The sequence below is a fragment of the Novipirellula artificiosorum genome, assembly GCF_007860135.1.
Classification (GTDB): domain Bacteria; phylum Planctomycetota; class Planctomycetia; order Pirellulales; family Pirellulaceae; genus Novipirellula_A; species Novipirellula_A artificiosorum.
In genome coordinates this window covers 218606-234293 of sequence record NZ_SJPV01000008.1, presented here as the reverse complement: position 1 = coordinate 234293, position 15688 = coordinate 218606, and the positions used below count along the sequence as shown (strand labels likewise).

General features: G+C 55.4%; 15 protein-coding genes. 5 read left to right on the top strand and 10 right to left on the bottom strand.

Annotation, left to right across the window (positions count from 1 at the left end; all coding sequences use genetic code 11):
• Nucleotides 1–24: 24 nt before the first annotated feature.
• Together Poly41_RS21345 and Poly41_RS21340 are read left to right on the top strand one after the other, a co-directional pair.
• Nucleotides 25–798 carry an outer membrane protein assembly factor BamB family protein gene (locus tag Poly41_RS21345; protein ID WP_146528763.1) on the top strand — a complete coding sequence of 258 codons (774 nt, stop codon included), beginning with the start codon at nt 25–27 and terminating at the stop codon, nt 796–798.
• Between the two features lie 21 nt (nt 799–819).
• Nucleotides 820–1812, top strand: a complete 993-nt coding sequence (locus Poly41_RS21340) for a serine/threonine-protein kinase (protein ID WP_231615825.1) — start codon at nt 820–822, stop codon at nt 1810–1812.
• On the opposite strand, the gene Poly41_RS21335 is transcribed toward Poly41_RS21340, so the two are convergent.
• The 4 genes from Poly41_RS21335 to Poly41_RS21320 all read right to left on the bottom strand — a co-directional run bounded on the left by Poly41_RS21335 (nt 1809) and on the right by Poly41_RS21320 (nt 5542).
• Nucleotides 1809–3095, bottom strand: a complete 1287-nt coding sequence (locus Poly41_RS21335; RefSeq protein ID WP_146528762.1) for an outer membrane protein assembly factor BamB family protein — start codon at nt 3093–3095, stop codon at nt 1809–1811. The genes Poly41_RS21340 and Poly41_RS21335 overlap by 4 nt on opposite strands.
• A 71-nt stretch (nt 3096–3166) precedes the next feature.
• Complete coding sequence (locus Poly41_RS21330) at nt 3167–3595, bottom strand: TadE/TadG family type IV pilus assembly protein (protein WP_146528761.1); 429 nt, start codon at nt 3593–3595, stop codon at nt 3167–3169.
• A 50-nt stretch (nt 3596–3645) separates the two neighbouring features.
• Nucleotides 3646–4833, bottom strand: coding sequence for a pilus assembly protein TadG-related protein (locus Poly41_RS21325; RefSeq protein WP_146528760.1), 1188 nt, complete (start codon nt 4831–4833; stop codon nt 3646–3648).
• A gap of 61 nt (nt 4834–4894) precedes the next feature.
• Nucleotides 4895–5542: a hypothetical protein gene (locus Poly41_RS21320; RefSeq protein ID WP_146528759.1), complete on the bottom strand. Its 648-nt coding sequence runs from the start codon at nt 5540–5542 to the stop codon at nt 4895–4897.
• Nucleotides 5543–5980: 438 nt separating this feature from the next.
• Between Poly41_RS21320 and Poly41_RS21315 the strand changes: the two genes are divergently transcribed.
• The gene (locus tag Poly41_RS21315; RefSeq protein WP_231615824.1) at nt 5981–7912 is read left to right on the top strand and encodes an ABC transporter ATP-binding protein; all 1932 of its coding nucleotides are present in this window, start codon (nt 5981–5983) and stop codon (nt 7910–7912) included.
• Between the two features lie 60 nt (nt 7913–7972).
• Here the strand turns inward: Poly41_RS21315 and Poly41_RS21310 are convergent, their stop codons facing one another.
• Complete coding sequence (locus tag Poly41_RS21310) at nt 7973–8530, bottom strand: DinB family protein (RefSeq protein WP_146528757.1); 558 nt, start codon at nt 8528–8530, stop codon at nt 7973–7975.
• Between the two features lie 167 nt (nt 8531–8697).
• Between Poly41_RS21310 and Poly41_RS21305 the strand changes: the two genes are divergently transcribed.
• Nucleotides 8698–9300 carry a hypothetical protein gene (locus tag Poly41_RS21305; protein ID WP_146528756.1) on the top strand — a complete coding sequence of 201 codons (603 nt, stop codon included), beginning with the start codon at nt 8698–8700 and terminating at the stop codon, nt 9298–9300.
• Here the strand turns inward: Poly41_RS21305 and Poly41_RS21300 are convergent.
• From Poly41_RS21300 to Poly41_RS21280, 5 genes are all read right to left on the bottom strand, one after another.
• Nucleotides 9297–10025, bottom strand: coding sequence for an alpha/beta hydrolase (locus tag Poly41_RS21300; protein WP_146528755.1), 729 nt, complete (start codon nt 10023–10025; stop codon nt 9297–9299). The two genes, Poly41_RS21305 and Poly41_RS21300, sit on opposite strands and share 4 nt — an antisense overlap.
• A 243-nt stretch (nt 10026–10268) precedes the next feature.
• Nucleotides 10269–11048, bottom strand: a complete 780-nt coding sequence (trpC, locus tag Poly41_RS21295) for an indole-3-glycerol phosphate synthase TrpC (protein ID WP_146528754.1) — start codon at nt 11046–11048, stop codon at nt 10269–10271.
• On the bottom strand, nt 11048–12619 hold the full coding sequence (purH, locus tag Poly41_RS21290; protein ID WP_231615823.1) for a bifunctional phosphoribosylaminoimidazolecarboxamide formyltransferase/IMP cyclohydrolase: 1572 nt from the start codon (nt 12617–12619) through the stop codon (nt 11048–11050). Before purH ends, trpC begins: the two co-directional genes overlap by 1 nt.
• 72 nt (nt 12620–12691) lie before the next feature.
• Nucleotides 12692–13471 carry an imidazole glycerol phosphate synthase subunit HisF gene (gene hisF, locus Poly41_RS21285; RefSeq protein WP_146528753.1) on the bottom strand — a complete coding sequence of 260 codons (780 nt, stop codon included), beginning with the start codon at nt 13469–13471 and terminating at the stop codon, nt 12692–12694.
• 65 nt (nt 13472–13536) lie between these two features.
• Entirely contained in the window at nt 13537–14448 is a 912-nt protein-coding gene (locus Poly41_RS21280) for a fructosamine kinase family protein (RefSeq protein WP_146528752.1), read from the bottom strand.
• A 35-nt stretch (nt 14449–14483) separates the two neighbouring features.
• On the opposite strand from Poly41_RS21280, the gene Poly41_RS21275 reads away from it, so the two are divergent.
• Nucleotides 14484–15503, top strand: a complete 1020-nt coding sequence (locus tag Poly41_RS21275) for an exonuclease domain-containing protein (protein WP_146528751.1) — start codon at nt 14484–14486, stop codon at nt 15501–15503.
• Nucleotides 15504–15688: the final 185 nt, after the last annotated feature.

The following is a 15688-nucleotide window of genomic DNA, read 5'->3' as shown; positions in this document are numbered from 1 at the left end:
ACTTTGCCCCCCGAGACCCCTTTGATGAATACGAACGCCTACCGACTTTTCGTTGCATGTCTGCTTGGCTGCTTGACGACGGACCTCGGCAGATGCCAAGCGGATTGGGAGTGTTTCCTAAATGGTGGACGCCCCATTACCGATGCCGGCGAGGTGCCAATGGAATGGTCAACGACACAGAACATCGCTTGGAAAACGCCGATTCCGGGTTACGGGCAATCGAGCCCCGTGCTTTGGCAAGATCGCGTCTACGTCACCAGCGTGGAAGGTGAAAACAAAGAACAGTTTCACCTCACTGCCATTCGTATCACGGATGGCAACACGCTCTGGACCAAATCGTTTGCCGCGTCGACTCAAGTCAAGAACAGCTACTACACCAGTCGTGCGGCTCCGACGCCAGCTGTGGATTCGAATGGAGTTTACGTATTTTTTGAGAGTGGTGATTGCGTCTCGATCGATCATTCCGGACAAACCCGGTGGCAACGATCCTTGACGAAAGACTATGGCGACATCGAAGCGAAGTTTGGTTTGGGGGCATCACCCGGACGACAAGGTAGTGATGAAGCGGCTGCGCGTGAATCGAACTTGGCTATCAGGGTAAATCACATGGAGGGTCAGTGGGAAATGGAAGTCGATTGGCGAGTCCGCGGGCCGATGGCAGAGGAGGCAACCGAGGAGCGGCGAGCAGCCGCAGCGAGTTTTGCTGGCCCCATCCAATATGCTGCCATTGCAACGAAGGGAAGCATTTTAGTACGCACCGGACCGACGCTTTACTGTATCCGCGAAACGAAGCCCTAATCGGCCGAGAAGGGGGACTCGATGATCACGCTCGATGACTCGCCCATTGTCCCTTCGCGGATCCCCACCGGATTGGCTCGCTATCGCGATCGTCGACCGATGGCTCGCGGCGGCAATGGCATGTTGCAATCCGGGTTTGACCAGATCATCGGTCGCTCGGTTGCGATCAAGATGCTGCTACCGGAACATCGCTCCCTTCCATCATTCCGCCGGCGGTTGCTTCGCGAAGCACGTGTCACGGCGCAAATCGAGCATCCAGGCACCGTTGCGGTTTACGATGTCGGCGACGATGAAGAACTTGGCATTTACTACACAATGGCACGCATTTCTGGCGAAAGCTTCTTTGACGTCTTACGAGGCATCGCGCAACGGAAACAGGACACGGTTGCCGCGTACCCGTTAAAAAGGCGTCTTGAGGTGATCTCGGAGATCTGCCAAACACTGTCGTTCGCTCATGCCTGCGGCGTCGTGCATCGCGATGTCAAACCTGCCAACATTTACGTCGGAAACTTTGGCGAAGTCACCTTGCTTGATTGGGGATCCGCCAAAGTATGGGGGCTACCAGCGCTGGACAACTCGGACACCCTACTGCCAACCTCAAGATCAGGCCATTTCGGGGCCGTCATCCGATCGGTCCGGCATCGCGATGGCGATTTCGAGATCTCACCGCTCACGCCCGCTCAACAATTGATTGGAACACCCACCTACATGTCGCCGGAACAAATCGGCAACAAGAACATTGACGAACGCAGCGACATTTTCTCCGTAGGCGTCTGCCTTTACGAAGCGATGGCGATTGCCGAGCCCTTTCGCGGGATAAACGAAGAAGAAACGTTCGACAACATCTGCTCCCGAGCACCAACGCCTCCGTGTGAACGATCCCCAGGGCTTGGCATTCCTCAAATCGCAGACGACATCTTTGCCCGCGCGACCGCAAAACAACCCTCCGCGAGATATCAATCGATGCGGGAGTTGATCGATGCGATTCACAGCCTGATCGATGCTGTTGCCTAAGTGGCGGGCTTGATCCGGTACAAAAATTTGTCACTACGCAGCAACACAGCACCACCGGGCAGCGGTACGGGAGAAGCATTGAAGGCGGAATCGTCACCGTCAAGTTGCGTATGGGAAAGCAACTCAAAGCGAGGTTTTGCTGCAACCACAAAGATGCCGTTCTTGCGGCTGACATAGTAAAGACGCCCATCGGCCCATAACGGCGAAGCGTAAATCAAATCGGGCGATGGATCGATACGTTGCTCATATTGGATTTCTCCTGTGGATGCGTCCGCACAGTAAAGAATCCCGCTCTTCTCCTTGGCCCAGTAGAGAAAGCCATCGTGATAAACCGCTGAGGAGACGTTCGATCCCTTTGCGACATCCCACAACTGATGGGAATCGGTCACATCGCCACGTCCGCCACTGCGGATCGCAAGGGTGCGACTCCGACGGCCACCGCCGGCAAACAAAATGCCATCTTCGACGGTGATGTGAGGACAGATATAATCGTCAATTCCGTCGCAGGTCCAAAGCGGTTGACCCGTGTTCGGATTAAAGGCCATGATCTTTTTCTTCATGGTCACCGCTAATTCGTCCGAACCATCCAATGCTTTGTAGATCACCGGGGAGTTCCACGCTTCGTCGATTCCCGATTGACGCCACACCTCACTGCCATCCGTTTTCTTCAATGCGACGAGGTCACCGCTTTCGACACACGCATTAACAATCACCATTTCGTTGTGGAGGACCGGCGACGTCCCCGAACCAAACGCATGGGTCCCCGATCCAACATCGGCACGCCAACGTTGGGTTCCTTGATGGTCGAAAGCCAAAACGCCGCTGGCTCCAAAGAAAACGTAGACACCGGTGTTGTCAACCGCGGGCGTACTTGAAGCGTAACCATGAAGACCCACGCCCCAGGTGTTGAACTCGTTCTTGTCCGAAATTGCTGGCACCGACTGTTGCCAAATCAGATTCCCGTCTTCAACGCCAATGCACAAGACATGGCGAACCAAGTCGCTTGCGTTTCCAGGTGACTCTGGATCGATGCCGTATCCGGTGTAGGCAGTCAAATAGATGCGATTGCCGAACACAACGGGACTCGATGCTCCTCGTCCCTGAAGCGGAGTTTTCCAAGCCACGCCGCCGGAATCCCACTGTTGGGCGACATCGACCTCCGCCGTCCGACCATAATCGGACCCTCGAAACTGTGTCCAATCTTCCGCACAGGACCAGGATGTGGCGAGGGAAAAAAACAGACAGAACGTCGTGATCATCAGAGTCCGTCGTCGTCGCGTCATAGAGTCTCTAGCCGTGATGTGTCCAAGAGGAATCAACTACGGAGATTCTACGCCGCCACCAACCGTTTTGGCTAGTTGGTGCTTTCACGTCGCATCGAGGACTCCGCGACCAGATCGGTGGTTCCAAAGTCAAGGAACCCGGGAACCCAACTAACCGATGCAATGCCAATTCGGACACGAACGGTGATCAGGGATCCCGGGGCAGCCTCTTCGACCAACGCTGGTTCGACCTCGATCGCCGCACCGTCAATCGCTAGGATCGCGAGTTCTTTTTGAACCGCTTCAATCACGTCCCCCCCGGTCGCGGTTGGGCGGATTGCAACTCGAGCTCCTTCACGCGTTGCGTGAGTGGCTGATTGTTTGACGAGACTTAGTCGTCCGATCTCGACAATTCCGAAGGTAAAGGCAATCATCAACGGAGCAATCAGGGCGAATTCCACCGCCGAAGTCCCTCGGCATTTTCGTCTTCTCGCCACAACGGAGGCGACTCTCGTCAGCATCGAAATGTACTCCAGTAAAGCGTGATGGGCTTGATGTCGAAAGAAAAGAGTTAGTTCACCAGCATCACCGGAGCCACCAAATGGCTGCTGGTGTGTTTTCCGGTGAAATCGATTTTGCAATTCCGCGCGATCACCTTGGTCGGCTGGATAATCACGACCTTGTCGTCTTTTTTTCCGGTTAGCTTCACGTCGAGAATCCTGACGCCTTCAAACTGGACGATCGTAAACATGGCATTGTTCCCGTTGCCGCTTACCGAGACATAAATCGGAATGATGCGAGTCTTGCCAATCAAGGTGGCCAGTTCGTCCTTGATTCCGGCGCTGATGCCCGTGTCCCCATTGAGTAGCAAGACACCACTGTCATCGAATTCGAGCGGCCGGTTCAGATCAATCAGATCTTGGAGCGAAATACCATGCAGCACTTGACGCGACAAATCATTGGTGCTGTTGTCCTCTCCGCCAATGTCCACCGTCCCACGGTTTCCCGGTGCCCCCGTCCCTTTGGGATACAGATTGGTCTCGAAGATGCCATCCGACCCGGGAACGACTTGGCCATTGGAATATGCGTAATTGTCTTCAGTTGCTTTGGCACAAGCGGCACGCCAACTGGGCCGGTCTAACGCTAGCGGCAGAATCTCCAAGCGCTCCTCATGACTCGAAGGCGCGTAGAACCCACGGATGCTGCTGAGCATCGCTGCCGTCGCCGTGACTTCCAACGATTGCGTATCGCGTCCAGTCAATGCCCCGAAGAACAGCGGCAACTCACGATTGCTTTCACCATGGCGTTTCAAAGCCACTCGAACCGCATTGAAGTTCTGCGGTTCCGATGTATCCCACGATTTGTCAATGCCATAGGTTCCGACCTCAACATCTTCGCTCAACAGCTGTAGCGAATCTCGCCCGACAAGGTTCACATTCGAGATCTGGTTCGCTTCGCTTTGAGCAGCCGCTTCAAGATCCGTCGCTACCTCTCCGCTGACCTGGCGGTCAAATACTTCCCAACACCCCCCCAAAGCAGCCGCATCGGCAGTTCGTTGCATCTCGGTCCTCGCAACGTGGATGTAGCTGAAGTCCAAAACAATCGCCATAAGCGATATCAGTCCGACAGTCAAAAACAATCCCAGCACGATGGCCGAACCTCGACGTTGGTCGGGGGACCGCTTACGCTGGAGGGTCGAGCCTTCACCGCCGTCGGCGGGATGAAAGTAGAGACGAAGAAACGAGGTTAGCGCATGCATTGATATTGCCCCAATGGATTGGCTTGAGAAGGAGGGAGAAAAGTTGGACAACCGAACGTTTTTAAGGTTGTCGATTGATCGGCAAGGTGAGGGCGTGCCCATCGGAGTAGAACACGCGAACTTCAACTAACGTCACTCTATCGATCCGATTTGCACCAAAACCAATATCAATCGCATCGAGGCTTTGTTGAGGGTCATATGCGGACAGATCGGTGACCGGACTCGACGGAATCGTAACGAGATATTCGGGACCTCCAAAGCCACCCCATTCTGCTCCAAGTCCATCCTTGACGGCGAATAGCAATTTGTTGTTAACCACCGCAACGACGTTTGTCCAACGGACGTGATCTCCCTTTGTGGCCAGCACGCGATGGGTGCCACTTCGAGCTTCATCAATCATTTTGCCGTGGTCGATGGCACCGACATGAAAACCACCGCCGGAAAAGTCGTCATCAGCCTCGTAGTTCATTTGCAACTGAAAGTAGCAATCGTCGATGTCGGTGCTCGGGGATAGAAAAAAGGTAATTTGAGGTGAGATGTTCGCCGGGTCAGGTTCATTGACCACCATTTCCCAAACCTCTTCGACTTTGAAAATCGAAGGGTCGGATGCCTTGCTTGAGCCAAGAGTAGCCACGGCGAGTACGGAAAAGAGCCCCCCGATAACGACCATTTGGCGCAAGTTTTCCATGCGCATTGCCATTCGCATCATCGGTATTTCCAAACTTTGTGGAGAAGAGAAGAGAGGAGTGGTAGGATGCGGCCGCTTTTTCCACCGTATCGGTCGCGGCCGGTTGAGCCGTTGGCCGAACACGAGATAACGGACGACATCGCTATTAGAAAAGCTAGCTTACCCGTTCACGCCAAGTCGCCCTTTTCTCGCAAAATTTGAAATTTATCACCTACGAGGCGGAGCGCGGGAGTGGACGGAAAACGAAAATCGCCGCGAATATGACCTTGCTAGCTTTCCCGAGAGGGAATTCATCTAGCCCGAGACATTGAACTTGGCTACAAGTGCATCGGAAATGCATTATTCGACTGATCGACGATTCCACTTACTCTCGTCAGGGACGACGAACTACCGATGAAAAACTTTGGCCGCGTACTTCTTCTAGCCGCACGCCGACGGTGGTCATTCCTAGGGATTGTATTGACATCGGTCGTAATTGCCGTCTTGTGGGGCGCCAATATCGGAACCCTGTACCCGATCGTCGAAGTGGTTTTCGCTGGCGATAGCATTCCGCAGCACGTCGACAAGGAAATCAAGAAAACAGAAGAATTGATTGCGGCATTGGATGCAGAAGCCGCTGACCTGAAGGCTCAGTTCGTCGTTGCCAAGCCCGACGAGAAACCAAAAATCGAACTGAAGATTGATACGGCGAAAACAAAACAAACCGCTTATGCCGAAACGCTCAAATACCTCGTCAAGGCGAAACCGTACGTAGATCGCTACGCCCCATCGGACGCATACAAAACCCTGCTCGTCATTGTCGTTTTGTTGATTGGCGGTACCGCGATCAAACTGGTCGCCCTGCTCGTCAACTTGATGTTGGTTCAATATGTTGCTGAGAAAGCGTCGGTCGATTTGCGAGGTCAGTTTTTTCGGAAAACCTTGAGGTTGGATCTTGACTCGTTCGGCGAAAATGGATCGGCCAACTTGACATCCCGTTTGACCAATGACGCGGCCGACGTCTCGGGTGGGGTTGGCGTTCTCATGGGCCGGTTGCTTCGCGAACCTCTTAAGATGGCCGTTTGCCTTGGCGGTGCCTTGTTCGTTTGCCCACGACTTCTGTTGCTGGTCATGGTCGTAACGCCGTTGGTGGCATTGTTGATGCATCACCTCAGCCGGGCGATTCGCCGTGCCAGTCGGCGAGCGATGGAAGAGATGAGTCAGATTTATGGAATGCTGAACGATTCTTATGCAGGCATCCGCGTCGTCAAAGCGTTCAACACACAGGCTTATGAGCGGGCCAAGTTCCATCGAGGAATCACCGCCTATTTCCGCAAATCGATGAAGATGGCGTTCTACAACACTGCGGCGCGCAGTGTCAGCGAATTGTTGGGGATGACGATTGTCGGGCTCGCGGTTCTGGCGGGAGGCTACTTGGTCGTGAAACAAAAAACGGCGATTTTCGGGATTCCCATGAGCACCGTACCGCTGAAGATGAGCGAGGTCTTGACGTTCTTTGCGCTGCTGATCGGTGCATCGGATCCCGCCAGAAAATTGCAAGATGTTTGGAGTGGCTTGCAACGAGGCATCGCCGCAGCCGACCGTGTTTACGAAATCATCGACCAACCGATTCGCGTTACGGAACCGGCGGTTGGAAAAACGGTGCCGCGGCCGCACAAGGAAATCCGACTGCAGAATGTCGTCTACCAATACCCCTCGGGTCCGACGGTTTTGCGGGGTGTCAACTTGACGATTCGGCAAGGCGAGACCATTGCGGTGGTCGGACCCAATGGCAGCGGGAAGAGTACGATCGTGAACTTGTTGTGCCGGTTTGATGACCCACAAAGCGGCCAAGTGCTGCTCGATGATACGCCGATCAACGAAATGAAGACGCGAGACCTCCGTCGCCGTATTGCGTTGGTGACACAGCGCACGGTGTTGTTTGACGATACGATTGAAAACAACATTCGCTACGGGACGCCGGGGGCCGACACGCATGCAGTCGTCCGGGCCGCAAAATTGGCTTTCGCAGATGACTTCATTCGCCGCAAAACGCCGAATGGCTATGGAACCATGCTGGGAGGGCACGGCATGCGGCTGTCCGGCGGCCAGATGCAACGACTCGCCTTGGCACGAGCGTTTTTGCGCGAACCGGATATCTTGATTCTGGATGAAGCCACCAGCGCTATCGACCTGGAAAGCGAGCGTCTGATTCATCAAGCCTTGGCCAAATTCCTCGTTGATCGCACCGGAGTGATGATCACGCACCGCCCAACCAGTTTGTCGATGGCTGATCGCATTGTGGTGATCGAAAGTGGAATGATTGCGGATGCCGGACGCCATGACGAACTGATCACGCAGAACCGCTTCTATCAAAGCCTCTGTGGCGGTGAGTTGCAACGATCGGCGTAGCGAGGGCGGAAAAACCGATGGCTTCGACTTCAACGGAATACGACAACCAACTGGGTTGGTCTAGTGAGCGTCGATCGGTCGCGTTGGCAATTCCACTTCGCATCGTTTCGCCACGATTCGCATGTGATGATCAAGGTGGGCGGCAGCAAGCCACGCCAGCCCGCGCACCGAGACGGTTTGGTTGTCGGCGGTCCCGCTGGAATTCCATGCCTTGGGCGTGATTCGCCGTAATAGCAAGAGGTTGGCTTGACGCAACGAGCCCATTTCGCTGACCAAATGCCCAAAGTTCCCTAAGCCGAAGCGACGATCTGCATACGTGTTCTCGTCCCAACCCGCCAACGGCGTCGTGTCGCCTGCTGCAAATCGCAAAATGCGATATCCGAAGACCCGTTCTGCATCGGCACAATGCTCAACCACCTGACGAATCGTCCAACCGTAGGGAGCATGGATTTTATCCACCTGTTCGGGGCAGACGTTGCTGGCTAACTCGCAGAGGGTAAAAAGTTGACTCTCGAGCAGTTGGAGCACGCAATCGCCATCCAGTTTCGCAATCAAGGCTTGCTGGTACTCGGAAGGGGTTTCGCTTGGCGCGGGACGACGGCCGACGATTCGATTCATGCGATGTGACAGACCTGTACTACTACGGATGGGTGGTTAGCAATTCGCTATTTCGAAAGAAATGAGCAAATGTTTAGAGGATTGAACAAAGTAGAGGCTTGGCGGTATTGTAGCGTCCCTACCGAGGTGCGCAACGATGTTGCTGGAATCGAAACGCATCCAAGGCGATGACGCCCTATTCACTATTGGAGTACAACGTGGCGGAAGTCGCAATTCTCTTGATCGCGATATTGGGATGCGTCTTCGTCGGATGGCTCCTTTGGACCTGCCATTCTATTCATCAAATGGAGCGGCGATGTGATCTGGCATTCAAAGGGCTGGCCGATGCGATCGCCAAAGAACATCTGATCATTGAGCACCTGCTTGATTCTTTGCCAAGTGACTTCGAGGCCTCGACACAATCACGGGTTTCCGTTTTCTGCCAACGAACCTCTCGAGCGCTCGCTCAGCTACGCGACGATTCAAATAGTCGTACGCTTGCCGAATCGTTGTCGCAAACCGAGTGTGAATTGGGCTTGGCAACGGATCGCTTGGTCGAACAGATACAGAAAGACGAATCGATTGCGAATCGGGCAACGGTCGCAGGCTGCATGCGAGGTTTGACGGACGCGAAAACGCAAGCCTATGCTGCGATGCTAACGTACAACCAATCTGCAATCACGATGTCGGCATTCGCCCGGTTGTTGCTGCCAGGCATGGCTTGCAAGATCATCCGTAGGGATCTGGATCGGCGATCGCTCATCGATTGGACACCTGACGTCAGCAGCTAGAGCAAATCACGCAGCAGCTGGGCGGTTCGAGCGATCGAATCGGTATCGATCGTGTGGGGGCCATCAAAGGAGTGGAATTCTGCATCGATGCCAGCCTTGATAAGCATGCGTGACAGCTCTTCCGCACTTTCGAAGGGCAGGATGGGATCAAGCGTTCCGTGAGCTTGATAAACATGCGTGTCCCCAAGCCGACCAAGCGTGGCATCCCATAGCGGCTTGCAAATGACGGTTCCGCTGTAGAGCAACAGCAACGCCGGCGACTCGGGCAATCCGCGCAATGACGCATCGAGCGTCAACATCGCACCTTGCGAAAAACCACCCAAGACAAATGGATTCGCATCACTTCCGAGTTCCGCCTTGATTTCGCGGACCGCTTGGCACAGAGCTTCACGTGCCGCAGTGATTCCGTCAGGTTCGTGATCGTGCATGTCACGAAAGCGTGACGCTTGGATCGCGTCAGCCAACTGGGCCATGTTGATGGGCCACCAAGCTCGCGCCCCAGGCATCCCCATTTCAGCAAGCGACAACGGCGCGGCGGGAAAGACAAAGCGAAATGCACCGGCGTCGTCACCGAGGAGTGAGATCCATTCAAAGGCCAACCCGACCAAATCGGTCCCCGGTGCCCCGTACCCGTGACAGAGAATCACCGGAATCGTCGGCGTTTCTCCTCCATCCACAACGATGCATTCGAGGGAACCGTAGAGTGCGCGACGTGGTTGAGGCATCGAGGGGCCAGGGGGCAAGGAGTGATTTGGATAGAAGAGGCTCATTTTCGGGGAATCGCTGCGAGTTGCAAGGTGGAGCGATTGTTTTGGCCTCACCCACAGAATTTTTAGATAAGCCAATTTTTCGATAAGCCACGCGATGATCCACCGAATCTGCGGAAGATCCGTTTATTGAGGATCGGTACCGTCACCAAGGCTGGCCGCCTGAGTCTCCCCAGAACCGTCTCGAAGGATTGCCGACGGCTACGCCCCGAGCAACTCTCGCGTCGCCTGCTCGACATCGGGCTTCCGCATCAACGACTCGCCGACCAACACCGCTTTGACCCCTGCGGCACCGAGACGCAGTAAATCGGCATGCGTTCGAATGCCACTTTCCCCAACCACCAACCGGTCGTTGGGGATCGATTTTCGCAAGCGGATCGTATGATTCAAATCGGTCTGAAACGTTTTCAAATCGCGGTTATTGATTCCCACCAAGGGTGTCCCGGTCGCCAACACAGCGTCTAAGTTCGACGGCTCGAACAACTCGATCAGCGTTTGCAGCCCGATGGCGACGGCTTGCTCGTGCAGTTCCTTCAATTCGTTTGGCGACAAGCACTCTGCAATCAACAGCGCGCAATCGGCACCAGCCGCCCGAGCTTGCAGCAACTGATAGCGATCGACGATGAAATCTTTACGGAGTACCGGAAGATCCACGGCTGCGCGGACAAGTCGCAAGAATTCGAGTGAACCTTTGAAGAAAGGCTCGTCGGTCAACACGCTGATGCAAGCGGCACCGGCATCCGCATAGTGCTTCGCAATCGTGACCGGATCAAAGTCCTCGCGGATCATGCCGGCCGATGGGCTTGCTCGCTTGACCTCCGCAATCAGTTGAACCGACTCACCCGCAGCCAAGGCACTCAGAAAGTCACGACATGGGGGTAACGTTTGGATCGCGGCCTCGAGCTCTTGCTCCGATTGAACCGCTTTGTCGCGAGCAATCGTGTTACGCGTTTCGGTGATGATTTTGTCGAGGATGGACATTAGTGCTTAAAGTGCCGCCGACCGGTCAAGACCATGGGAATGCCATGCTGATTGCAAGCGTCGATGACCTCGGAATCCCGTCGCGATCCACCGGGCTGGACCACCGCAATCACTCCCGCGTCGGCGGCGGCTTCGATCGAATCCGGAAAGGGGAAAAACGCATCGGATGCTAACACCGAACCGCTCGCTCGGTCGCCCGCTTTATCAATCGCAATTTCGACGCTGTCCACACGGCTCATCTGTCCTGCGCCGACACCGATCAGTGACGCGTCCTTGGCCAACACAATTGCGTTGCTCTTGACGTGGCGAACCATTTCCCAGGCAAACGAGATGTCGTCCCACAACTTATCGCCCACTTGCGTGTTGGTGACGGTTTTCCACTGCAGCGGGGCGCTGGTCATGCGATCGGCATCTTGGACCAACATCCCGCCACTGATGAATCGTCGCTGAATCGCCGGCCCTGTGCCGTCGAGTCGTCCCACTTGCATCAGCCGTACGTTGTCTTTCCATCGCGGCCGCGTGGTCAACAACCCCACCGCACTCGCTTCGAAATCGGGTGCGACGATCGCTTCCAAGAATAAACCAGGCTCGCACAACAATTCCGCGGTTTCGACATCCACCGTTCGGTTGAACCCCAATACGGAACCAAAAGCACTGAGCGGGTCGCCTGCCATCGCTTTTTGACAAGCCGCGGCGATCTTCGGTCCCGTTGCTGCACCACAGGGATTGTTGTGCTTGATCACCGACACCGCCGGCTCAGCGAATCCGCGAACAATTTCTAACGCTGCGTCGAGGTCGAGCAGGTTGTTGTACGACAACTCCTTGCCACTGATTTGGCGCGCCGAAACCAAGTTTGCCGATTTGACCGACGCGTCGCTGTAGAGCGCCGCTCGTTGATGTGGATTCTCGCCATAGCGAAGCGAAGTTTTTCGCGAAAGGGAAAGATGCATCGACGAGGGGAACTCGCCCGTCATCGCATCGCCACGCAAGTAGTCCGCAATCGCGCGGTCATAGCAGGCGGTATGCTCGAACGCTTCGGCAGCCAATCGCCGCCGTATTTCCATGTTTGTTCCTCCGAACAAATGCATCTGTTCGAGGACGTCGCCGTATTGCTGAGCACTTGTCACGATCGCCACGTCATTTTGATTCTTTGCAGCCGCGCGAACCAAGCTGGGGCCACCGATGTCGATCTGCTCGATGCATTCCTCACGCGTCGCACCGACGCGTGCCGCAGTGGCTTCGAACGGATACAGGTTCACGACGACCACATCGAAAGCAACCATTCCGTGATCCGCCATGCTCTGGGTGTGGTCACGGCGGTCACGCATTCCAAGGATTCCACCAAAGACTTTGGGGTGCAGCGTCTTCACGCGGCCATCCATCATCTCGGGGAATCCGGTGTACTCGGCAATGTCCTTCACCGCCACACCGGATTCTTCAAGGTGTTTTCGTGTGCCGCCGGTGCTATAGATCGTGACGCCGGACTGGACCAACCCGATGGCAAAATCGGCCAAGCCAAGTTTGTCGCTTACGCTAATCAGAGCATTCTTTACAGGGACGATGTCAGACACGGTGACTTGACCATAGTGAAGGAAACGTGGGTTCAACAATTGCTACAAACTTCCCATTGCCCATGATTTTGGTCAACCGGGTGACGGCAATCGGACCGGAATCCCTGCCTCTCGCATCACCTGTTTTGTTTCCGAAATCGTGTACTGGCCAAAGTGAAAAATGCTGGCCGCTAAGGCGGCGTCGGCTTTTCCAATCTTGATCGCATCGGCCAAATGCTGAGGACAGCCGGCCCCACCACTCGCGACCACTGGGATATTCACCGCCTCGCTGACAGCCGACGTGATCGGCAAATCATAACCGTCGCAGGTTCCGTCGGCATCCATGCTGGTCAGCACGATTTCGCCTGCCCCAAGTTGCTCGACCTCCTTGGCCCACTGGACTGCCTGACGCCCCGTTGGCGTTCGCCCCCCATTGATGTGGACTTCCCAGAATTCTTCGCCATCCCGCTTCACTCGCTTGGGGTCAATATTCACGACGATGCACTGGCTGCCAAAACGGTCGGCGGCTCGGCGAACAAACTCGGGTTCTTTGCATGCGGTTGAATTGATCGATACCTTGTCGCATCCCGCCGACAGCAACGCACGCACGTCCTCGATCGTGCGGATGCCACCACCGACCGTCAGCGGCATGAACACCTGCTCGGCCGTACGACGAACGACATCGAGAATGATGTCGCGATCCTCGTGGCTAGCCGTAATGTCCAAGAACACCAATTCATCGGCCCCCTCGGCTTCGTAGCGCCGAGCGACTTCCACCGGATCGCCCGCGTCGCGAAGGTTAACAAAATTGGTCCCCTTCACCACACGACCGCCGTGAACATCTAAACAAGGAATCACCCGCGCTGCGAGCATAATGCTGGTCTCTCAAGAATTCGTTCGGAAGTAGGCAGCCCGTGAACGGTCCGTCGCTCCATCAATCAAGTCGCCCGCAACACTTCGGCGGCAACGCTTCGGCATTGCCCTGCGTAGCCGCTGCCGAAAAGGTTCAAATGATTCAGTAAGTGATATAAAACATAGACGCTTGTTCGGCGTTGCCAACCATCCCTCATCGGCCACGTTTGTTGATAGGCTTCGTAAAACGATTCGGGACAAGACCCGAACAGCCGAATCATGCCGAATTCGGCTTCATGACATCCTCGATAGACCGCTGGATCGATCAGGACCGGTTGCCCAGCCGAGTCACAAAGGTAGTTGCCGCTCCACAGATCGCCGTGCAAGAGTGACGTCTCTTCCCGCCGCCCCTTGAGCAGGTCCCCCATTTTGTCCACAATCGCTTGGCAGTCGGTTTTTAACCGGTGATCCGCCAAACGTTGATCCACCGCCCAGCGAAGTTGGAAACCGATGCGATTTTCAGAAAGAAAGTCGGGCCAAGTTGTCGCAGCCGTTCCGTTTTTCTGTTTCGCTGCCCCCAAATAGTTATCTCGCGGCCATCCGATTGGGTCCCCCGCGGTGGTCTGGTGCAGCCGTGCCAATTGTTGGCCGAATTCAGGGTAAAACGACTGAGGCCGTGAGCCCGTTTCGACCCACGGTGTCACCAGCCATGATCCACCGACTGCTTCCCCCGATGCAAGCGGGCGGGGCACCGTGATCGCTTCCGCACTCGATAGGGAGTCCAATCCGTCGCATTCGCAGAGGAAGTTGTCGCAAAATTCGGGACAATTTGTTTTCACAAAAACCGTTGAGGCAGAGAACGAGTCTGGATCCAAGTCGACTCGCATCGACGCACTGATGCAACCGCCGCCCACTTCGCGGATTCGCAGGACGCGGATCGCGGGGTCAACCAGTCGCTGGAGAGCCAGCTGGACATTCGTTTCGCTACAATCCGTCATGGACAATCACGTTGCTTCAGTCATAAAATCTCGACATGACGTTCGCGGCTAACTTTATCGCCATTGATTTTGAAACCGCTAATCGAAGGCCCGACAGCGCCTGCCAATTAGCAGCCGTGGTCGTTCGCGATGGCGTCATTTCGGACTCGAAAATGTGGATGATTCGGCCGGAACCCTTCTACTTTAGCCCTTTCAACATCGAGGTCCACGGGATCGTCCCCGATGACGTCGAGCATGAAGGCAACTTTGCCGACCAATGGGACAGCATGGCGGCGTTCTTGGGTCTCGGCGCTAAGGGCCCCGGACAACGTTGCTTGGTCGCTCACAATGCGGCGTTCGACATTGGCGTGCTCAGCGCGTGCTTGAAGAGCCACCGATTGGCGGTCCCTGACCTGGATTACACCTGCACCCGTTCGATCGCTCGGCAAACTTGGCCGAAACGGCCACGATTTGGGCTGAAGCCGTTATCGGATTGGCTTGGCGTCGAATTCCGCCATCATGATGCATTGGAAGATTCCATCGCCTGCGCCAAAATCTTGCTCGCCGCCGGGATTGCTCGTCAAGTTTCAACGCTCGAGCAATTGGAGCAGTCGCTAAAACTGTCGCGTGGGACGGCGGGTCCATGGGGCAAAAAGGGCCCTGCGAAGCTGCGCAGCCCGAGGAAGATGAAGCCGCCCCCCACTGCATCCCAACCCAGTGAGGATGAATCGAGCGGCTTGCAGTCCTTGTTAGATTTGCAGCGGCTGCTGGTCCGTGCCGAGTTCATTCGCCCGCTTTCAGGGCAAACGATTGTTTTTACCGGCCATTTGGCATCGCTCGACCGCCAAGATGCCGAGCAGTTGGCATCGCGATTAGGAGGCCTATGCCAAAACAAGGTCACCAAGGAAACCGATATGCTGGTGGTAGGAAATCGTGCACCGCAGACCGCCGTGGCGGGTCGAACCCTCAGCGTCAAGGAGGAAACCGCCAACGCTTACCAAGCCGCAGGCGGTCCGATTCGGATTGTGACCGAGCAAGAGTTTCTCGGCTACATCGTGGCGAACGCCGAGCGATAAACCTGCTAAAACACCTTAAAGCGGCACGGCCGCAGCGAAGCGAGCTACCCCTCGAATTGCGTTTGCCCGCTCCCGTTGGTCGCTAGAATCGTGTTGAAATAACACAAATTTCGGTGACAACGGCTACAGGACTCGCTGTGCGAAGAATCGCGGGAACGATGGGCTCTAGCCACTTACGCCAACCT